The following is a 21,859-nucleotide window of genomic DNA, read 5'->3' on the forward strand; positions in this document are numbered from 1 at the left end:
TTGTTGACTCCGACTCAGGCGTTGACGACGGGGGCGGTCCAGCGGCTTGCCGGTGGGCAGGGAGACGTGCGGACATGGGGGAACGGGTGCAGAATCGGGCTCCGGACAACCGGCCCTATTTCTTCCTGTCGTACGCCCACACGCCGCAGTGGAGCCCGGACAGCGGGGACCCGGACCACTGGGTGCGGGTGCTGTTCAACGACCTGTGCAGCCACATCATGGCGCTCACCGACCTGCCCGCCGGATCCCAGGCCGGCTTCATGGACCGGGAGATGCGCTCCGGGGAGGGCTGGCCCGAGAAGCTGAGCGAGAACCTCGCCAGCTGCCGGGTGTTCGTGCCGCTGTTCTCGCCGCGCTACTTCGTCAGCGAGATGTGCGGCCGCGAGTGGTACGCGTTCCACGAGCGGATGCTGAACGCCCGCACCACCGGGACGGCGACCGCCTCGGCCATCGTGCCCGCCCTGTGGACCCGGGTCGACATGGGCGAACTCCCGGACTCGGTACGGCGCATCCACGTCGAGGACACCTCGTCCGGCGGGCGGTACCTGAGCAGCGGCATCTACGGGCTGATCAAGCTCAGCCGGCTGCGCGACGAGTACGACGAGACCGTGTACGGGCTGGCCGAACGGATCGTCCAGGCGGCCCGCGAGTCCCGGCTGCCGCCCGGCCGCCCCCGGGACTACGAGAGCACGCCGAGCGCCTTCAAACCGCGCGGCAGCGGGCCCCGGCACATCCGGCTGACCGTGGCGGCCCCCACCGAGGACACCGTCCCGCCCGCCCGCGACACCGGGCCCTACGGCGACGACGCGCTGGACTGGAACCCGTACCAGACCGAGTCGACCCGGGCGCTGTCCACGCACGCCGAGGAACTGATCCGGTCCCTGGACTACCGGGTGAGCGTCGTCGCCTTCGACGACGAGAACCCCGGCGACGAAACGCCGGCGTCCGGGGACCGGCAGCCCGGGGTCCTGCTCGTGGACCAGTGGGCGTTGACCGACGAGGAACGCCGCAGCAGGCTGAAGACGTTCGACGCGTACGCCCGCCCCTGGGTGAGCGCGATCGTGCCGCGCTGCCGTGCGGACCTGCAGAACCACGGCGAGCAGGGGCGCCGGCTCGCCGAGGAGCTGGAGCGGGTGATGCCGACCATCCTGGAGCGGGCGCGGCGCGGCGACGCCCGGCTCGCCGTCAACGGCGTCCCCACGCTCAAGGCCTTCACCAGGGTGCTGCCCGACGTGGTGGCGTACACGACCAGGCAGTACCTGAAGAACGCGGAGGTCCGACTGCCGCCGGGCCCGGACATCCCCAGGCCCCGCCTGGCGGACCCCTACCAACCGTCCGACCCCGACGCGGGCGACGAACCCGGAGGAGACGCATGACGGCCGCACCGGACGGACGCATCATCACCTTCTACTCGTACAAGGGCGGTACCGGACGGACGATGGCGCTCGCCAACACGGCGTGGATCCTCGCCGCCAACGGCAAGCGCGTCCTCGCCGTGGACTGGGACCTGGAGGCCCCCGGCCTGGACCGCTTCTTCCACCCGTTCCTGGACCCCAACGTGCTCGCCGCCACCGGGGGCGTCCTGAACATCCTCCAGGACTACGCCTGGGCGGCCACGGACGGCATCACCCGCTCGGGGCCCTGGCACCTGGAGTACGCGGACGTGGAGCAGCACGCCGTCTCGCTCTCCCCCGAGCGGCAGGGACTCGGTTTCGAGAACGGCGGCTCGCTCGACTTCCTCTCCGCGGGGAAGCAGTTCCGCGCCTACTCGGGCACGGCGTCCTCCCTGGAGTGGGACAACTTCTACGACCGGCTGCGCGGCGGCATGTTCCTGGAGGCGCTGCGCGACAGCATGAAACGGTCGTACGACTATGTGCTGATCGACTCGCGCACCGGGCGCTCCGACACCGCGGACATCTGCACCCTGCAGATGCCCGACATCCTCGTCGACTGCTTCACCTTCAGCGACCAGGCCCTGGACGGCGCCGCGGACGTGGCGTACAGCGTCGGCGACGAGCACCGCAACCGGCGGATCCGGGTGCTGCCGGTACCGATGCGCGTCGACGACGGCGAGAAGGACAAGGTGGAGGCGGGCCGTGCGCTGGCCCGCGCGAAGTTCGCCGGACTGCCGAAGGGCCCGGGCGGGGAGCGCCTCAGCGCCGACGAGATCACCGCCTACTGGGGCAGCGTCGAGATCCCGTACAAGCCGTACTACGCGTACGAGGAGACGCTCGCCGTCGTCGGGGACAAGAAGGGCGACCCGAAGTCCCTGCTGGCCGCCTTCGAACGGCTCACCGCGTTCGTGACCGACAACGAGGTCACCGCGCTGCCGCAGATCCCGGACGCGGTACGGCTGCGCTGCCGGGACGCGTTCATCCGGCGGCGGCCCCAGACCACCGCGATGCAGGTGGCCATCGTGTACGCGGCGGAGAACCGGATGTGGGCCGACTGGGCCGAGTCGCTGCTCAAACGGGCCGGCTGCACCGTCGCGCTGCACGACCTGACCGCCGGACCGCTGGACCGCCCCGCCCCCGGCACCCGCGTGCTGGTCCTGTGGTCCAAGGCGCTGTACGGCTCCCGGCACACCGCGCTGCTGCTGGGCCCGGCGGCAGGCGCCGACGGCCCGGCGGGCACCCTGATCCCGGTCCAGGTCGACGACGTCCCGCCACCGGAGTCGTACCAGCACCAGGCCGACGTCGTCGACCTGCACGGCCGTGACGAAGCGGGCTGCGAGAGCGTGCTGCTCAGCGCGCTCGAACTGCCCGCGCAGCTGCCCAAGGGCGGCCCTGCGGCGCCCCGGTTCCCCGGCCACGTCCCCGACCACTGGAACGTGCCACAGCGCAACAGCACCTTCACCGGCCGGGGTTACATCCTGGAGAGGGTGCGGGAGCAGCTGCGCAGCGGCATGACCGCGGTACTGCCCCAGCACCAGGCGCTGTTCGGGATGGGCGGGGTCGGCAAGACCCAGATCGCGCTGGAGTACGTGCACCGGTTCAGCGCCGACTACGACCTGGTGTGGTGGGTGCCGGCCGAGAACGTCGACAACGTCATCGCCTCGCTCGCCGAACTCGGCGCCCGCATCGGCGCGCCCGGCGGCGAGGACATGGCGCTGGCCAGCAAGGAAACCGTCCGCATGCTCTCGCGCGGCAACCCCACCAAGCGGTGGATCCTCGTCTTCGACAACGCCGACGACCCCGACGACCTCACCGGTTACCTGCCCACCACCGGCGGCGGCCACATCCTGGTCACCTCCCGCAACCAGGCCTGGTCGGACAAGGGGGAGACGCTGCCGGTCGACGTCTTCCAGCGGCAGGAGAGCGTCGAGCACCTGTCCCGGCGCGCCCCCGGCCTCTCCCCGGCGGAGGCCGACCAGGTCGCGGAGGCCGTGGGCGACCTGCCGCTCGCGGTGGAGCAGGCGGGCGCCTGGCTGGCCGAGACCGCCATGCCGACGGCCGAGTACCTGCGCCGCCTCACCGAGGAGACCGCCGCGGTGATGGGGCTCAACCAGCCCTCCGACTACCCCGAGACGGTGGCCGCCACCTGGAACATCTCCATCGAGCGGCTCAAGGAGCGCTCGCCCGCCTCGGTACGGCTGCTGCAGCTGTGCGCGTTCCTCGCCGCCGAGCCGATCTCCTCCAAGCTGCTCTACGACAGCGACGAGATGCTCGGCGCCCTGCGCCCCTTCGACGCCACCCTGACGGAGAGCCTGCTCATCGGCCAGCTGGTGCGGGAGATCGGCCAGCTCGCCCTGGCCAAGGTCGACCAGATCTCCCGTTCCATCCAGGTGCACCGCCTGGTGCAGGCGGTGATCCGCTCCCAGATGACGGAGGACGACCGGCGCCGGGCCCGGCACACGGTGCACGAGATCCTGCGGGGAGCCCGCCCCAAGGGCGACGAACCCACCGACAACCGCGAGAACTGGCCGCAGTTCGACATCATCTGGCCGCACCTCACCGCCTCCGACATCCGCAACTGCACCGAGGCGGAGCCCCGCAGGCTGCTCATCGACCGCGTCCGCTACCTGTGGAAGCGCGGCGAGTTCCCCCGCGCGCAGCGGCTCGCCGAGGAACTCCTCGCCCACTGGAAGGAACCCCTCGGCGAGAACGACGAGCAGTACCTGTACCTGCGCTGCCAGCTCGCCAACGTGCTGCGCTCCCAGGGCCTGTACGTCGAGGCGCGGGAGATGGACGACGACGTGCTCGACCGGCAGCGCCGGCTGCTCGGCAACCGGCACCCGCACACGTTCATCACCACCTCCGGCCTCTCCAGCGACCTCGCGGCGCTGGGCGAGTACACCAAGGCGGTGGAGCTGGCGAAGGAGGCGCACGACGGCTTCAGCGACCTCTTCTACGAGGCCCACCCGCGCACCCTGAACGCCGCCAACAACCTCGCCCTGGCGCTGCGCATGGTCGGCAGGTACCGGGACGCCCGGGGCATCGACGAGGTCACCCTCGCCCGCCGCACCCAGGTGCACGGCGCCGACCACATCTACACCCTGTCGTCCGCCGAGAACCTCGGCCGCGACCTGCGCGAGGTCGGCGAGTACACGGCGTCGGTGGCGGTGCTGTCGCGGGCGTACGAGCAGCACAAGCGGGTCCTCGGCAAGGAGTTCCCCGGCACCCTGCGGTGCGCGAAGTCGCTCGCGGTGTCGCTGCGCCGGGCGGGCGAGCTGGAGGACGCGCGGCGGCTGACGGCGGCGACCCTGGAGCAGTACCGGGCGCAGTACACCGCGCCCACCCCGGACTCGCTCGCCTGCGAACTGAACCTGGCCGCCGACCTGTTCGCGGCCGAGGACCCGGAGGCCGCGCGGGACGTCGCACAGAAGGTGCTGACCGAGTACGTGAAGAAGCCGGGCGAGGCCCACCCCTACACCCAGACCGCGATGAACAACCTCGGAGTCTTCCACTGGGGCTGCGGTGACCGCGAGCAGGCCGAGGAGGTGTTCCGCAAGGTGCTGGAGCGCATGACCGATGTCCTCGGCGCCCATCACCCGCACACCCAGTTCTGCTCCGCCAACTACGCCATCGTGCTCGCCGAGACCGGCCGTCTGGAGGAGGCCTGGGAGCGGGAGAGGCACAGCGCCGACGCGCTCCGCGCCGACCTCGGCACCCAGCACCCCGAGGCGCTGGCCGTCGTCAGCAACAGCGCCGTCACCCTGGGCGCCCTCGGCCGCACGGAGGAGGCCCGCGCCCTGCGGGAGGACGCCGTCAGGAGGCTGAAGGGGCTGCGCCAGCAGCTCGGCGAGAACAACGGCATCACCCGGTACGCGGTGGAGGAACGGCGGGTGTACCGGGACCTGGAGCCGCTGGCGGTGTGAGCGGGCCCTCGGAAGTCGCCGGGGAGGGCGGGGCCGTCAGTCCGGTGTCCCCGCCAGCAGCCAGTCCAGTACGCCGGGCAGGGCGCGCAGGGACCCGAAGTGGGCCGCCTTGGGTTCCAGGACGGCCTGGGCGCGCGGGATGCGGGCGGCCAGCCAGGAGAAGTGTGCGGCGGGCGAGAACACGTCCTTCGCGCCGTGCCACAGCAGCACCGGCACCCCGATGTGCGCCGGGTCGAAGCCCCACGGGCGGGTCAGCGCGAACGCGTCGTCGATCCAGCCGTACGGCGAGGTGCGCAACGCCTCGTGGTAGGTGCGCAGCAGCATCGAGCGGATGCTGCTGTCGGAGACGATCAGCCGGTCCTCGTCGGTCAGGTCCGAGCGCAGGTCCTCCAGCAGCCGCGCCGGGTTGCTGCGGATGTCGGCCGAGCGGGGGATGATCCCGGCCGCGTAGCCCTCCGGGTCGGTGACGGCGGTGTGGAACTCCCGGACGTTGAAGGGCGTCATCCCGGCGAACCAGTCGAGTCCCTCGGCGTCCCGCGGCGCGAGTGCCACCAGGGCCGCCGCCCGGGTCACCCGGCCCGGCAGCAGGGCCGCGCAGGCCAGGGCGTGCGGTCCGCCGCCGGAGCGGCCGGCCACCGCGAACCGGTCGAGACCGAGGGCGTCCGCCACGGCCGCCACGTCCTCGACGACGTCCACGACCCGCCGCCCGGGCCTGCGGTCCGAACCGCCGTAGCCCGGCCGGTCGAAGCTGATGAGCCGGGTGCCGTGCTGGTACAGGAACATCGGCCGGGGCCGGGGCCCCACCCTGCTGCCGGGCATGCCGTGCAGCAGGAACACCGGCCGCCCCCTGGGATCCCCCGACACCTCCACCCGCAGCCACCGACCACCCGTCGTGCGCACCAGATCCGGCACCGCCGTGTCCCCCTCCCGCGGCCCTGGCCGGGACCACGTTGACCCACCATTGCCCACCCGGCCCCCTGGCGAAACGAACGTACGGGTCGACCGGACCGGAACGGACGGCGACGCCAACTCCGCTGCGTGACCGACCAGTTCGGCGCAGTTCCGGCCCGAGGGGGAGAGCGCGGCGGTCAGCGGGTGAACCAGCAGCGGATCGTCGTCGCCGACGGTTCCGTGTGGACGCGGACCAGGTCCGCCAGCAGGTTGACCAGGAGGAGGCCGCGGCCGCCGTGCTGGTCCCTGGGGACGGGGCGGCGGCCGGCCAGCGGGTCGGTGAGGCGGCCCTTGTCCCGCACCTCGAACACCACCCGACCGCCCTCCTCCCACACCTCCAGCGTGCCCGAACCACCGCCGTGCACCACGCTGTTGGTGGTGAGTTCGGCGACGGCCAGGGCGAGGTCGTACAGGCGGCTGCCGGTGAGACCGAGCCGGGCCGCCTCACCGGTGGCGAGGTGGCGGGCGGCCGGGAGCGAGCCCGCGTCGAAGGGGACGGGGAGGCCGGGGGCGGGCGGCAGCGGCCGGTCGTAGCGGGCGAGCACGGCCTGCGGCGCGTAGGCGCTGCTGGGGTGCGGTCCGGGCGAGCCGGGGGTGAGGTACGTCGGGTGCGTGGCGTAGGCGTCGGCCAGGGCGCGGGAGTCCAGCCGGGCGGTGTCGTAGGGGCACAGGACGGTGACCTCGCGGCCCTGGAACGCCGTGTTGATCAGGGCTTCGTGCTGGACGCAGGCCGGGTACTCGACGGCCGTACGGTCCGCCCAGACCGGTTCGCCGACGATGCGGACGCGGCGGCCGGGCGGCTGGGCGTCGGCGAAGGCCAGCAGCACGCCGGGGAGGATCCGGCCGGGGTTGCGGCCGGCCTCGCGCATGTCGAGGAAGCGCACGGCTTCGCCGCCGGCGCCCAGCGCGGCCCGGAGGAGGCGGAGGTTCTCGCCGGGTACGGCCACGGCGACCGGTTCTCCGGCGGCCAGCGCCTCCTGGACGAAGGGCACCGTCCCGGCCAGGTACTCGTCCGCGTCGCCGTAGAAGAGGGCGGGATGGACGAAGGGGCCGGACGGCACTCCGCTCATGACGACGGCGCCTCACGCGGTGCCGGCTCTCCGACCGTCACGGTGCCTCCCTGCCGCGGTACCCGACCGCCTCCACCACCGGCGCACACAGCCGCCCCGGCCACCTGTGCGCGCAGGAGTCCCGGCCAGCGCCGCGCACAGCCGACCCGGCCAGCCGCGGCACACAGTCGTCACGGCCACCGGCACACAGCCGTCCGCCCGCACGTGCTCACACGCGCCCCGTGCGCACCACTGCACATCCTCTGCCCGCCGAGCGCGCGAATCACACCCCGCGGCCGCCGTACGCGGCCCGCGCGCGTGCCCGCCGCCGAGTGGGCGGACACACCCGGCCCGTGCGCGGCCCGCGCAGATGCCCGCTGCCGCGGCTCCGGCGTCCCCGCCAGGGCGTGTCGCGTGCCGGGCGTGGGGCGTCGGGCGGGACTTCCCACCGGCCCTTGGGCCTGCCGTCCGGCTCCCGTCGTCGCCCGGCGGACGGCCCTGCGGCGTCAGGCGCGTGCACGGCGTCGCGGGGCGGGCGGAAACGTGACGACGGGCCTAGTAGGGCAGGATGCGCCCGGAAGGCGTCCTGCGGTCGATCTCCTGGCCCCGGGGAGCGGGGCGACGAACGACGCGTACTCGGATCCGACCGTCCATGACGCCCTCCTCTTGCCGAACCGTGACCCGCACCTGCTGTCCGGTAGGAGGGCTCTGCCCCGCACGTGGCAGATCCAAGCCTCGTGCGGGGCAGCAAAGTTGGCGGAGTCAGCTGAGGCCGAGGCTGGACAGGGCGGTCGTCCAGTCGGTGATGATCGCGTCCTGGGCGTCGGAGAGGCTGACGGTGCCCGCGCAGACGGCCTTCTTGAGCTTGGTCTCGACGGTGTCCTTGTTGGCGGCGGTCTTGGTGCCGTACTGCGGCTCGGGCCAGAGGTTGAGCTCGCTCTTGGGGGCGCCGCCGAGTTCCAGCGGCACGAAGTGGTCCTCCTCGTAGTCGGAGGTGCTGGTGTCGGTGTACCCGTACTCGACGATCTGCTTCTTCTTCAGCGCGGTGGTGTACGAACTGGACGGCCGTACGGTCGCGGTCCAGCCGGAGACGCAGATGGTGGAGCCGATGGTGCTCTGGGTGACGTCGGGGTTGAGGTCACCGGGCTGGCAACCGGGATCGGGGAGCGGGAGGTAGGCCTGGCTGCACGACTGGGCGTGCGCCGTGCCGGTGGTGAGGGTGAGGCCCGCGACGGCGAGGGCGAACGCGGAGACGGTGGTCACGAGGGGGCGGCGTATTCGGGACATGTGGGGGTCTCCCGGGGAGGCGCCCGGCACGGTTCCGGGCAGACGTGAGCATGACAGCACCGTCGGCTCTATGCGGGTAGACCTCTTTGCCCGCACCGGGATTCCTTAGGTGAAGATTTGTCACGGCCGGGGCAACCGCCTGCCAAGTCATGGCCACGGCTTGGTTGTCGGGCACCCGCCGTTCACCTGGCCCCCAGGTCGGCCCCTTTCCCTCGCACGATGACCGTTCGACCAGCCGGACATCGTTCGAAAAGTCTTGACGCCCCCATGGACATCGTTTGACACTCTCGCAACGCGATGTCATCTCCATGTAACGGCAAGGGACTTGCAGGGAGCCCCCCATGACGCACACCGCACGACCCCGAGGCCGCACGAGACGCCGGGCGGGTCGTCTCGCCGCCCTGGTCGCCGCCGCCACCCTCCTCGCCCTCGCCGGACCGGCGCTCCCCGCGACGGCCGGGGCCTCCGCCGCCGAAGCCGGCGCCCCCACCGACGGCCTCGCCCTCTGGTACCCCCTGGACGCGAGCACCAGCAGCACCGTCCCCGACGCCTCGGGCCACGGCCGCGACGGCACCGTCAGCGGCACCGCCGACTGGTCGGCCACCGGCCAGGGGCTCGGCTTCAACGGCTCCGACACCTACGTCAAGGTCCCGGACGACGTCATGAAGGGCATGGCCGCCATCACGGTGTCCATGGACGTGCGCATCGACTCCGACCAGTCCACCCCGTACTTCCTGTACGGCTTCGGCAACTCCAGCGGCAGCAACGGCAACGGCTACCTCTTCACCACCGGCAACTCCTTCCGCACCTCCCTCGCCGCCGGCAACTGGTCGACGGAGCAGACGACCAGGCCGCCCGACTCCCACAACCTGACCCGCTCGGTGTGGAAGCACATCGCGTACACCCAGACCGGCACCACCGGCGTGCTCTACGAGGACGGCGCCGAGGCCGGCCGCAACACCTCCGTCACCCTCACGCCCGGCGCCATCGGGTCCGGCAGCACCGTCGCCAACTACATAGGCAGGTCCCTCTACTCCGGCGACAAGCTCTTCAAGGGCCGCATCCGGGACTTCCGGGTGTACGACCGCGCCCTGGACGGCTCCGAGGTGGAGCGGCTCGCCCTCCCCGTCGACACCCGGGGCGTCGCCGACGACAAGGCGGCGCTGAGCCTCGGTGACACGGGTGCGGTGACCGCCGACCTGGAACTGCCGAAGACCGGTACCGCGGGCGGCTCGGCCGTCACCTGGTCCAGCGACCACCCCGACGTCGTCTCGGACTCCGGGAAGGTGACCCGGCCCGCCGCCGGCTCCCCCGACGCCCACGCCACCCTCACCGCGACCCTCACCAAGGGCCCGGTCACCGACACCAAGGCCTTCGACATCACCGTCCTCGCCGGCTTCGACGACGCCACCGCCGCCCGGCAGGCCGCCGACGAACTCACCGTCCACAACCTCGACGACGTCCGCGGCAACCTCGCCCTGCCCGCCGACGGCGCCTACGGCACGAAGGTCACCTGGTCCTCCGCCGCCCCGGACGTGGTCTCCCCCGACGGCACGGTCCACCGCCCCGCGCACGGCGCCGGAGCCACCACCGCCGACCTGACCGCGACGGTCACCAGGGGGACGGCCACCGCCACCCGCGCCTTCACCGCCCGCGTCCCCGAACTCCCCGCGAGGCAGGCCCTCAAGGGCTACATGTTCAGCTACTTCACCGGCGAGGGCACGGCGGACGGCGAACAGCTCCACGCGGCCCTCAGCAAGGGGAACGACCCCCTGAACTGGCGGGAGTTGAACGACGGCAAGCCCGTCCTGACCTCCACGCTCGGCGAGAAGGGCCTGCGCGACCCGTTCATCATCCGCTCCCCCGAGGGCGACAAGTTCTACCAGATCGCCACCGACCTCAGGATCTACGGCAACGGTGACTGGGACGCCGCCCAGCGCACCGGCAGCAGGTCCATCATGGTCTGGGAGTCCACCGACCTCGTCCACTGGACGAACCAGCGGCTGGTGAAGATCTCCCCCGACAGCGCGGGCAACACCTGGGCCCCGGAGGCCTTCTACGACGCGCAGCTCGGCGAGTACGTCGTGTTCTGGGCGTCGAAGCTGTACGACGACGAGGCGCACTCCGGCGACACGTACAACCGGATGATGTACGCCACCACCCGGGACTTCTACACCTTCAGCGAGCCCAAGGTGTGGATCGACCGCGGCTGGTCGGTCATCGACTCCACGATGATCCAGAAGGACGGCACCTACTACCGGCTCTCCAAGGACGAGCGGAACAACAGCTCCTCGACCCCCAACAGCAAGTTCGTCTTCGAGGAGAAGAGCGACTCGATCCGCAGCACCGACTGGACGCCGGTCGCCGAGGGCATCGGCAAGGGGGCGATGAACGCGGCCGAGGGGCCGTTGGTCTTCAAGTCGAACACCGAGGACAAGTGGTACGCGTTCCTCGACGAGTTCGGGGGCCGCGGGTACATCCCGTTCGAGACCGACGACCTCGACTCCGGGGTCTGGACGCCGGTCGCGGACTACGACCTGCCCGCCAAGCCCCGCCACGGCACCGTACTCCCGGTCACGCAGGCCGAGTACGACAGGCTCCTCCGCGCCTACCAGCCCGACCAGCTGGTGGAGAGCGTCCGGAGCGTGACGGTGAAGACGAGGACAGGGCAGGCCCCGGTCCTCCCCGCCACCGTCATCGCCTCCTACGCCGACGGCGTCGACCGGCCCGCTGCCGTCACCTGGGACGACGTCCCGGCGTCCGCGTACGCGCAGCCCGGCACCTTCACCGTCACCGGCAGCCTCCCGGACGGCACCGCCCTCCCGGTGCGGGCCGAGGTCACCGTGTCGGACGAGGACCCCGACGTCCCGGCCGACCTGCTGCTGCACTACGACTTCGACGAGACCGGCGGCCACATCGCCGTCGACTCCAGCGGGCACGGTCACCACGGCACGTACGTCCGGACTCCGGCGTTCGGTACGGGGGTGAAGGGCGGCTCCTTCAAGATGTCCGGAGACGCGTCGAGTTCGCCGTACGTGAAGATCCCGAACGGGGTGCTGGAGAACGCCGGCAGCGTGACCGTGTCGACGTACGCCAGGTGGCAGGGCGGCAACAGCTTCCAGTGGCTGTTCGGGCTGGGCCCCGACAGCGACAAGTACCTCTTCGCCACCCCGTCCAACGGCGGTTCCAGCCTCTACTCGGCCATCACCAAGGCGAGTTGGTCGGCGGAGTCGAAGCTGACGGCGGGCTCGCAGCTCACGCCCGGCGCGTGGAAGCACGTCACCGTCACCCTCGACGGCGCGACCGGCACGATGATCCTGTACGTCGACGGCATCGAGGCCGCCCGCACCACGACCACCATCAAGCCGTCCGAGCTGTACGACGCGAGCAAGGACTACTCCGGCTACATCGGCCGCTCGCTGTACTCCGCCGACCCCTACTTCGCCGGTGAGGTCGACGACTTCCGCATCTACGACCGGGCGTTGCCGGCGGCCGAGGTGATGGAGCTCAGCGGCAACACGGCGGGGATCGCCAAGGCGGCCCAGACCGGTCTGAAGGTCGACGCCATCGTCGACGACGCGGACAGCCGGATCACGCTGCCGATGACCGAGGGCACCGATCTCACCGCCCTGGCACCGGAGTTCACCCTCGCGCACGGCGCCGCCATCAGCCCCGCCTCGGGAAGCGTGCGGGACTTCAGCAAGCCGGTGACCTACGAGGTGACGGGCTCCGACGGCAGGAAGCGCACCTGGACGGTCTCGGCTCTCGTCATGAGGAGCCCGGTGCTGCCGGGGCTGAACGCCGACCCGAACATCGTCCGCTTCGGCGACACCTTCTACCTCTACCCGACCACCGACGGCTACGACGGCTGGAGCGGCACGCGGTTCAAGGCGTACTCGTCCACCGACCTCGTCCACTGGACGGACCGCGGCGTCATCCTCGACCTGGGCCCGGACATCAGCTGGGCGGACAGCAGGGCCTGGGCGCCGACGATCGCCCAGAAGGACGGGAAGTACTACTTCTACTTCTGCGCCGACGCGAACATCGGGGTGGCGGTGGCCGACTCACCGACCGGCCCCTTCAAGGACGCCCTCGGCAAACCGCTCCTCAGGTCCGGTGACTTCAGCGGCCAGATGATCGACCCGGCGGTCTTCACCGACGACGACGGGCAGTCGTACCTCTACTTCGGCAACGGCCACGCCTACGTGGTCCCGCTGAACGCCGACATGACGTCCATCGACCCCTCGAAGGTCCGGGACATCACCCCGAGCGGCTACAACGAGGGCTCGTTCGTCATCAAACGCAACGGCATCTACTACTTCATGTGGTCGGAGAACGACACCCGCGACGAGAACTACCGCGTCGCCTACGCCACCGGCCCCTCCCCCACCGGCCCCTGGACCGAGCGGGGCGTGATCCTCTCCAAGGACCTCTCCCTCGGCATCAGGGGCACCGGCCACCACAGCGTCGTACACGTCCCGAACACCGACGACTGGTACATCGCCTACCACCGCTTCGCCATCCCCGGCGGCGACGGCACCCACCGCGAAACCACCGTCGACAGGCTGGAGTTCGCCGCGGACGGGCTGATCGAGCCGGTCGTGCCGACGCTGACGGGCATCGACCCGGTGACGGTCGTGCACGCGGGCCCCGACGCCGGCGGCACGGAAGGGGACGCGATCACGCTCGCCGGCACGGTGTCGGGGGCCGGTCCCGCCACATGGACGCTCCCCGCGGGTGCCCCGTGCACGATGGCCGACCCGGCAGCCGCCGCGGCCACCGTCACCTGCACCGACAACGGCACCTACACCCTCACCCTGACCGGCGGCCGCAGCACCGACACCACCACGGTGACCGTCGCCAACGCCCCGCCCGCCGTCACCGGCGCCCGCGGCCACGGCGACCGGCACGTGGCCCTCGCCGTCCGCTTCACCGATCCGGGCAGCTCCGACACCCACACCTGCACCGTCGACTGGAAGGACGGCAGCCGCCCGACGAGGGGCCGGATCAGCGGCGCCGACTGCCGGGCCGAGCACCTGTACCGCAGGCCCGGCGTGCACCGCCCGGTGGTCACGATCGCCGACGACGACGGGGGCACGGCCACCGCGACGGTGCCCACCGGACCGCGGCACCCCGCGACACCACGGCCGCGTCACACCTGAACCACGGCCGGTGGCACCGCACCGTACGGCTGCCCGATCTTCGTACAGCCGTACGGTGTCGGCCCGTCGACGGATTAAGGTCGGCGGGTGACGAGCAGCAGCAGCGCGACGCGTTCCCACGATCTCGACGGCATACCTCCGACGGCGGCCCCGCAGAACCGGCTGGACCGGCTGCGGGGCTTCGGTCACCCCGCTCCCCCGCACAGCGCACCACCGGGGACCGACGTCCGGGAACGCCTCGTCCCGCCGTTCCCCGCACCCGCCACCCACCTCTGGCGGCTCCTTGGCCTCGGCCCGGGCCCGGCGGCCCGGCTGGCGCGCGCCACGGGTTGGCTGGGCCCGCTGCTCGTCGCCCTCCTGGCCGGCGTCCTGCGTTTCCGGCGCCTGGGGCAGCCGCGGGACCTGGTCTTCGACGAGACGTACTACGCCAAGGACGCCTGGGCGCTGCTGCACCTCGGCTACGAGGGCACCTGGCCCGACCGCAAGGTCGCCGACCCGCAGATCCTGGCGCACCCGCAGGTGATCCCGCTCTCCGACACCGGTTCGTTCGTCGCGCACCCGCCGACGGGCAAGTGGGTGATCTCCGTCGGCGAGTGGCTGTTCGGTCTCGATCCCGTCGGCTGGCGCTTCATGACGGCGCTCCTCGGCACCCTGTCGGTGCTGATGCTGTGCCGGATCGGCCGACGGCTGTTCCGCTCCACGTTCCTGGGGTGCCTGGCCGGTGCGCTGCTCGCGATGGACGGTCTGCACCTGGTCATGAGCCGTACCGCCCTGCTGGACCTGATGGTGATGTTCTTCGCGCTGGCCGCGTTCGGCTGCCTGCTGCTCGACCGGGACCGGACCAGGGCCAGGCTGGCGGCGGCGCTGCCGGCCGACGCGGACGGCCGGGTCCGCCCGGACGCGGACACCGGTGACCGCACCGCCCTGGGCCTGCGGCCGTGGCGGCTCGCGGCCGGCGTCCTGCTCGGTCTCGCGGCCTCCACCAAGTGGAACGGGCTGTACGTCCTGGTCTTCTTCACGGCCCTGACCGTGCTGTGGGACGTCGGCGCCCGCCGGGTCGGCGGCGCCCGCCGCCCGTACCGTGCCGTGCTGCGCCGGGACCTGGGCCCCTCGGTCCTCTCCCTGGTGCCGACCGCGCTGCTGACCTACCTGCTGAGCTGGACCGGCTGGTTCCTGTCCGACGACGGCTGGGGCCGCCACTGGGCGGACGGCCGCGGCGGCACCTGGTCGTGGATACCGGCTCCGCTGCGCAGCCTGTGGCACTACGAGTACCTCGTCTACCAGTTCAACGTGGGCCTGCACACGCCGCACAAGTACCAGTCGAACCCGTGGAGCTGGCTGGTGATGGGCCGCCCGGTGCTGTTCGCCTACGACTCCCCGAAGCCCGGCCAGGACGGCTGCACCACGGCGTCCGCCTGCACCCGGACCGTCCTCGCCCTGGGCACCCCGGCCCTGTGGTGGGCAGCCTGCCTCGCCCTGGGCTACCTGCTGTTCCGCTGGGCCCTGCGCCGCGACTGGCGGGCCGGTGCGATCCTGTGCGCGGTGGCCGCCGGATACCTCCCCTGGTTCCTCTACCAGGACCGTACGATCTTCTCCTTCTACGCCGTCGTCTTCGTGCCGTACCTGTGCCTGGCCGTGGCGATGATGATCGGCGCGCTGGTGGGTCCCCCGGACGCGACCCGCCACCGGCGCATCCGCGGCGCGATGGCCGCGGGCGCCCTCGTCGTCCTGATCGCCTGGAACTTCGTCTACTTCTTCCCGATCTACACCGGCCAGACGATCCCGTACACCGGCTGGCAGTCCAGGATGTGGCTGGACACCTGGATCTGAGGTCCGCCCCCGGCACAGGGCCCCGCCGACTAGCGGCGCGTGGTGGCCGTGGGGCGGGGTTCGGTGCCCTCTGCGCGGAGTGAGCCCTTGTCGGGCTTCGGGCTGGGGGTGCCCGTGGCCGGGGTCTTCTTCTTGGTGAGGTGGCGGGGTACGACGTCCTGCGGGAAGGTCAGCTGGCCGTTCATCCACGTCAGGGCGGCGGGCATCTCCCGTACCCAGGTGGGGAAGTTGTGGCTGCCGTTCTCGGGGAGTATCGACACGACCTTCATGGGTGCCCTGACGGCCTTGATGAAGGCCTCGGTCTCCGGGTAGCCCTTCTCGCCGTGCTTGCTGTTGGCGACCAGGACGGAGACCTGTGGGACGGGCAGGTGCTTCAGGCGCCACATCAGGTCGTGGCCGTCGACCCGGGCCTGGCGGCCGAGACCGCTGCCGAAGAGGTTGCCGGTGGTGGGGTCGTCCTTGACCCGGTAGTCGGGCGACAGGGCGGCGGCCGTGGTGTAGACGCCGGGGTTGCGCATGGTCAGCTGGAGCGCGCAGCTGCCGCCCGAGGAGTAGCCCATGACGCCCCAGGCGCTGGCGTCGTGGCCGGCCCGGTACGCGGACTTGATCGCGTCGGGCAGGTCCTTGGCCAGGAAGGTCTCGGTCTGCGGTCCGCCCGGGACGTCCACGCACTCGGTGTCGCGCGGGGGCGCGATGGTGGGCCGGATCATCACCATGATCGTCGGCTGCATCCGGCCCTTGCTCTGCAGTTCGCCCGCGGTCTGCGAGACCCGCAGGTGCTGGGCGAGGTTGAAGATGCTGCCCGGGTACCCGCTGAGCGCGACGATCACCGGGAAGCGCATCCGGTGGTACGCCTTCTGGAAGTACTGCGGCGGCAGGTAGACGAAGGCCGGGTCGACCACGCCGGTGCGCCGGCCGATGACCTTGACCGACTCCACCCGCCCGACGGCCGCGGCCGGCCCGTTCGGCAGCCCGCTGACCCGGCGCAGCTGCTCGTCGCCCGCAGGCTGGACGAGTGCCCCGCCGTGGACGGTGCTGATGCCGTTCACCGTGCCGTTGCCGTTCCCGCCGGCCGCCTGGGTCACGCCGACGGGTGCGGTGTCGACGTTCCCGAACAGCTCGTTCCAGGATCCGAAGAACTGGTACGACGAGTTCACCGCGCATGCGAACGCGGCGACGATCGTCACCTGTGTGACGCCGATCGCTGCCAGCCGGCCCAGCACCTGCCACAGTCCCGATTGGGCGAGCCGTGGCCAGATCCAAACCAGCAGCGCCACGCACAGAGCGGCGAGCGCCACCATCGCGTATACGGTCGTTCGACTGGTCAAACCCATGTCGTCAGTCCTGACTTCCCTGCCTGTGCACATTGCCTACGCACAGAAGGAGGGCCGGAGAGCCTTCCTCGTTCCGTAACGACGGATTCAGGAGAAAGTCATTGCCTGTTCCTTTATGTCACACCTGGGGACTTACCCAGGTCACACCGGGTCTTACCCGACGCTCCGCCCTCGGGCCGGGCCCGGCGGGTGACCGACGTCATTGACAAGCCGATCATCAAGGTTTGTCATGAACACATGCTTCTGACCGGGCGCCGCGCGCTGCTCGACGCCGCCCGGGTCCAGGCGGCGACGCGCCCCGGGGTGCTCCTGCACGGCCCCGCCGGCATCGGCAAGTCCGCCCTCCTGGACGCCCTTATGGACGCCCTGCCGGACGCGCCGGCGACCACCCCGGCCGCGGGCCCGGCCGTCCTGCGCTGCACACCCGCCGCACCGGACGCGGGCCTCCCCTTCGCCGGACTCGTCGACCTGTTCGCGCCCGTCCCGGACAGCCGCCTGGTCGCGCTGCCGCCCGAGCCGCGGGCCGCGCTGCGGGCGGCCCTGCTGCGCGGCCGGGAACCGGCCGACGGCCGGGGCCTGCTCGCGGTCCGCCTCGCCGTCCTCGACGTGCTGCGCGCCCTGGCCGCGGCGGGCCCTCTCCTGCTGGTCGTCGACGGCCTGCAGTGGCTCGACGAACCGACCGCCGAGGTGCTCGCCTTCGCGATGCGCCACCTCGATACCGGCACCGGACGGGACCCCGGCATACGGATGCTCGCCACCGAGCGGGTGGCGGACGGCGGCCAGCCCGGACGGCTGCGCTGCTGCCCGGCCGGCACCGTCGAGCTCCCGGTACCGCCTCTGACGGACGGTGACACGGCGCGCCTCGTGCGCACCGACCTGGGCGCCGACCTGCCCCCGGCGCTGCTGCGGGCGGTCCAGCAGACGGCCGCCGGAAACCCGTACTACGCACTGGAGTTGGGGCGGGCCGCCCGGCACGCCCGGACGCCGGCCGGCTTCCCCGCGGCGCCGCCCGTGCCGCCGCGGCTGCGCGACCTCCTGCTGGCGGACGCCCGTTCGCTGCCGGAGACGGTGCTGCACACCCTGCTCGTGGCGAGCGCCGCCGCCCGCCCCAGCCTCACCCTGCTGCGCGCCGCCGGGCTCCCCGACCCCGCCGCGGACCTCGCGCGGGCCGAACGGCTCGGCATCGCGACGGCCGACGCCGACGGGGTCGTACGGTTCCACCACCCCGTGCTGCGGGCGGCCGTGCACGCGGACGCCCCCGAGCACGGCCGCCGGCAGGCGCACGCGCTGCTGGCCCGGGCGGTGACCGCGCCCGTGGAGCAGGCCCGGCACCTCGCGCTCGCCCACCCGTACGAGGACGAGGCCACCGCCCGCACCCTGATCGCCGCGGCCGGGTCCGCCCGCCGGGACGGCGCCCCCGGCGCCGCCCACGACCTGGCCGCGCTCGCCGTCCGCCGCACCCCGGCCGGGCTCCCGGCGGAACGTGCCGAACGGCTGCTGGCCGCCGCCGAGTACGCCTGCGACGCCGGACTGACCCAGGAGGCGGCCGAGGCCGCCGGGGCGGTACTGGCCCGGTCGGACTGCGCGGCGCGGCGGGTACGGGCCCGCCTGGTCCTGCTGCGCGGCGCCGGGCAGGCCCTGGAGGGCGCCGCGGACCTGATCGAGGAGGGGCTGAAGGACGCGGCCGGGGATCCCGGCGCCGAGGCCGCCCTGCACCACTGGGCCGCCGTACGGGGGTTGCTGTGCGGGGAGTTGGCGCAGGCGGCCCGGCACGCCCGGTGGGCCGCGCGGCAGGCGGCCGCGGCGGGCGACACGGACACCGCGGTCGGTGCCCTGGCCACCCTCGCCCGGGTGCGGTCCCTGGGCGGGCGGCCGGACGCCGCCGACGCCGCGCTGGGCGAGGCGCTGGCGCTGGCCGGCGGCGCCGACGGCGGCCCGGAGAGCCGGCGGCTCGTCCGGATGCGGGCGATCCTCGCCCTGGACTCCGACCGGGTGACCGAGGCCCGCGACCAGGTCGTACGGCTGCTGGCCGCGATCGACGGGTCGGCCGGGGTGGAGGAGGTGCTGGCGACCCGGGTGGCGCTGACCCGGATCCAGGTCCGTGCCGGGCACTGCCGGGAGGCCCTGCACACTGCGGCCCAGTGCTCACGCGCCATGGCCGAGGCGGCTCCGGCGCTGTACGCGGCGGCGCTCGCCGCGACCGCCGGCGGCACCGCCGAGGAGGCCCGGCGACTGGCCGCGCGGGCGGTGCGGGCCTCGGAGGCCGACGGCGACCGGCTGTTCCTGCTGCGCGCGCTCGCGGTGCTCGGGCAGGCCGAGTTGCTCGGCGGGGATCCGCGCGGGGCCGCGGCCGCGGTGGAGGCGCTGCAACGGGTGAGGGAACTCGGCGAGGCCATGTCCGCCGCCGACCCACCCCTGCTGCACTGGTACGCCGACCTGGCCGAGGCGCTGGTCGTGCTGGGTGAGACCGACGCGGCCGGGGAGGTGCTCCGCGACGCCCGGGCGCGGATGGCCGAGGGCGTGCCCGGCAGCGTACCGGCGGCGCTGGAGCGGGCGGAGGGGCTGCGCGAGGCGGCCCTCGGCCGGGCGAAGGAGGGGGCGGTACGCCTGCGCGCCGCCGCCGACCTGTTGCGCCGGCTCCCGCTCCCCGTCGAGCTGGTACGGACCCTGATCGCGCTCGGCGCGGTCGAGCGCCGGGCCCGTCGCCGCAACGCGGCGCGCGCGGCGCTGGCGGAGGCCCTGGAGACGGCCGGCCGGATCGGTGCGGCCCCGCTCGCGGTCCGGGCCGGGGACGAGCTGGCCCGGCTGGACGCCGGGGAGCGCGGCGGGGAGGCGGGCGGGCCCGAACTGACGCCCGCGGAGGCCAGGATCGCCGAACTGGTCGGCGGCGGGGCCACCAACCGGGAGGTGGCCGCGGAACTGTTCATCAGCGTCAAGACGGTGGAGGGCGCCCTGTCGCGGGTGTACCGCAAGTTCGGGGTGCGGTCCCGCACGGCGCTGGCCCACGCGATGGCGGTCGCGGTCCTCGCCTCCGGGGCGGCGGCGGTCGACACCGCCGACGACGACCAACCCCGCACGGTGGCAACGGCCATGACGATCAGTCAGCCGTTGCGCCCGCGCGTCCCGCGCACTCTCGACACCCGCGGTTAACACGCAACGCAAGGGTTCCCCCGCTTATGGGGGCGGGGCCGGAGTTCCTACGGTGAAGCCGTTCCGTTTCCGGGACACTCCCCACCCCCCACCCACCGGAGGACTTCGGTGAAGTCTCGTCTGAAGCTGCTCGGTCTGGTCGCCGCGCCCGCCCTGGTCACTGCGGTCGTCCCCGCCGCCTACGCGGCGAACGCCCCGCACACGGCGCGTGCCGCCGTCGCCGGGGACGTCCTGCCCGGACTGAAGCAGGACGCCGCCCGCACCGGCAAGGTCGCCGCGGGCAAGCGCATATCCGTGGCGATCAGCCTGACGCCCAGAGGCGGCACGGCACTGGACACCTTCATCGCGAAGGTCAGCGACCCGCACTCCGCCTCCTACGGGCACTACCTGACGAAGGGCCAGTTCGCGGCCCGCTTCGGCCGGACCGACGCCGAGGTGAAGAAGCTGAAGGACTACCTGCGTTCGCAGGGCGTCACCGTCGGCAAGGTGCACTCGGGCAACCTGCTGGTCGACGCCAGCGGCACCGCCGCCCAGTTGCAGAAGGCCTTCGGCACCCAGCTGTCCACGTGGAAGGACAGTGCGTCGGGCCGCTCCTTCTACGCCAACGACAGCGCGCCGACCCTGCCGTCCTCGCTGGCCGCCATCGTCAGCGACGTGGCGGGCCTCAACAACCGGGTCCAGCTGCACCACCAGGCGACCCCGCACACCGTCTCCCCGCACAACGGCCCCGGCGGCGGCTACACCCCGGCCCAGCTCAAGGGCGGTTACAACGTCTCGGGCACGTACACCGGCAGCGGCCAGAAGATCGCGCTGCTCGAGTTCGACGGCTTCCAGCAGTCCAACATCACCAAGTACGACACCAACTACAGCCTGGGCTCCCCCGCTCCGACCGTGTCCAAGGTGGACGGCGGCTCCGGCGCGCTCGGTGACGGCCAGGTCGAGGTCGAGCTGGACATCGAGGTGCTGCACGCGATCGCCCCGAAGGCGAACGTCACCGTGTTCGAGGGCCCCAACTCCGACGCCGGCGAGGTCGACACGTACCAGGCCATCGTCGACAGCGGCATCCCGACCACCTCGATCAGCTGGGGCGCCGCCGAGTCCGCCCGCACCACCTCCAACATCAACGCGGTGGACGCGGTCTTCAAGGCGGGTGCCGCTGAGGGTCTCGGCTTCTACGCGGCCTCCGGTGACGACGGCTCCGACGACGCGGGCGACGGCGGCACCTCCGTCGACTACCCGGCCAGCGACCCGTACGTCACGGGCGTCGGCGGCACCAAGCTGACGGTGACCTCCGCGAACGCCTTCAGCAAGGAGGTGGCCTGGTCCGGCGGCGGTGGCGGCAAGTCCTCCGTCTTCAAGATCCCGAGCTGGCAGACGGCCGTCCAGAAGAGCGCGGGCGGCGGCTTCCGCCAGGTCCCGGACGTCTCGGCGCACGCCAACCCGAGCCCCGGTGTCTCCATCTACTCGCAGGGCTCCTGGTCCTCGGTCGGCGGCACCAGCGCGGCGGCCCCCGAGTGGGCGGCGTTCGCGGCCCTCTACAACCAGCAGGCCGCGGCGGCGGGCAAGGCCAACCTGGGCTTCGCCAACCCCGCCCTGTACGCGGCGAGCGGCACCGGCTTCCACGACATCACCAGCGGCAGCAACGGCGCCTACTCGGCGGCGACCGGCTGGGACTTCACCACCGGCTGGGGCTCGTACAACGCCGCCACCCTGGCGTCCAAGCTGCTCGGCTGACCCCGGCCCCACCGACCGCAGCGCGGACCGGGACGACTCCCGGCG

The 21,859-nt window shown here is 72.6% G+C and carries 10 protein-coding genes; 6 read left to right on the top strand and 4 right to left on the bottom strand.

The features are described from left to right. Window positions 1-74: 74 nt before the first annotated feature. Entirely contained in the window at window positions 75-1,376 is a 1,302-nt protein-coding gene (locus ABZ646_RS06305; protein WP_360513498.1) for a TIR-like protein FxsC, read from the top strand. Continuing rightward, entirely contained in the window at window positions 1,373-5,317 is a 3,945-nt protein-coding gene (fxsT, locus tag ABZ646_RS06310; RefSeq protein WP_360513500.1) for an FxSxx-COOH system tetratricopeptide repeat protein, read from the top strand. The genes ABZ646_RS06305 and fxsT overlap by 4 nt, the downstream gene beginning before the upstream one ends. Before the next feature lie 36 nt (window positions 5,318-5,353). Here fxsT and ABZ646_RS06315 read toward each other — a convergent pair whose 3' ends face one another. From ABZ646_RS06315 to ABZ646_RS06325, 3 genes are all read right to left on the bottom strand, one after another. Then, on the bottom strand, window positions 5,354-6,229 hold the full coding sequence (locus ABZ646_RS06315) for an alpha/beta hydrolase (protein WP_360513502.1): 876 nt from the start codon (window positions 6,227-6,229) through the stop codon (window positions 5,354-5,356). Between the two features lie 176 nt (window positions 6,230-6,405). Continuing rightward, entirely contained in the window at window positions 6,406-7,338 is a 933-nt protein-coding gene (locus tag ABZ646_RS06320) for a sensor histidine kinase (protein WP_360513504.1), read from the bottom strand. 741 nt (window positions 7,339-8,079) lie between these two features. Then, the gene (locus tag ABZ646_RS06325; RefSeq protein WP_360513506.1) at window positions 8,080-8,604 is read right to left on the bottom strand and encodes a hypothetical protein; all 525 of its coding nucleotides are present in this window, start codon (window positions 8,602-8,604) and stop codon (window positions 8,080-8,082) included. A 341-nt stretch (window positions 8,605-8,945) separates the two neighbouring features. Here ABZ646_RS06325 and ABZ646_RS06330 point away from each other — a divergent pair, with 341 nt between their 5' ends. Both ABZ646_RS06330 and ABZ646_RS06335 read left to right on the top strand, forming a co-directional pair. Next, window positions 8,946-13,766, top strand: coding sequence for a family 43 glycosylhydrolase (locus tag ABZ646_RS06330; protein WP_360513508.1), 4,821 nt, complete (start codon window positions 8,946-8,948; stop codon window positions 13,764-13,766). A 162-nt stretch (window positions 13,767-13,928) separates the two neighbouring features. Next, the gene (locus tag ABZ646_RS06335; RefSeq protein WP_360513522.1) at window positions 13,929-15,596 is read left to right on the top strand and encodes a phospholipid carrier-dependent glycosyltransferase; all 1,668 of its coding nucleotides are present in this window, start codon (window positions 13,929-13,931) and stop codon (window positions 15,594-15,596) included. A gap of 29 nt (window positions 15,597-15,625) precedes the next feature. Here ABZ646_RS06335 and ABZ646_RS06340 read toward each other — a convergent pair whose 3' ends face one another. After that, complete coding sequence (locus ABZ646_RS06340; protein ID WP_360513510.1) at window positions 15,626-16,930, bottom strand: alpha/beta hydrolase-fold protein; 1,305 nt, start codon at window positions 16,928-16,930, stop codon at window positions 15,626-15,628. Window positions 16,931-17,167: 237 nt separating this feature from the next. Between ABZ646_RS06340 and ABZ646_RS06345 the strand changes: the two genes are divergently transcribed. Continuing rightward, window positions 17,168-20,080, top strand: coding sequence for an AAA family ATPase (locus ABZ646_RS06345; RefSeq protein WP_360513512.1), 2,913 nt, complete (start codon window positions 17,168-17,170; stop codon window positions 20,078-20,080). 108 nt (window positions 20,081-20,188) lie between these two features. Next, window positions 20,189-21,814, top strand: a complete 1,626-nt coding sequence (locus ABZ646_RS06350; RefSeq protein ID WP_360513514.1) for a S53 family peptidase — start codon at window positions 20,189-20,191, stop codon at window positions 21,812-21,814. Window positions 21,815-21,859: the final 45 nt, after the last annotated feature.

The sequence above is a fragment of the Streptomyces sp. NPDC007162 genome (assembly GCF_040634175.1).
In the GTDB taxonomy this organism is placed as follows: domain Bacteria; phylum Actinomycetota; class Actinomycetes; order Streptomycetales; family Streptomycetaceae; genus Streptomyces.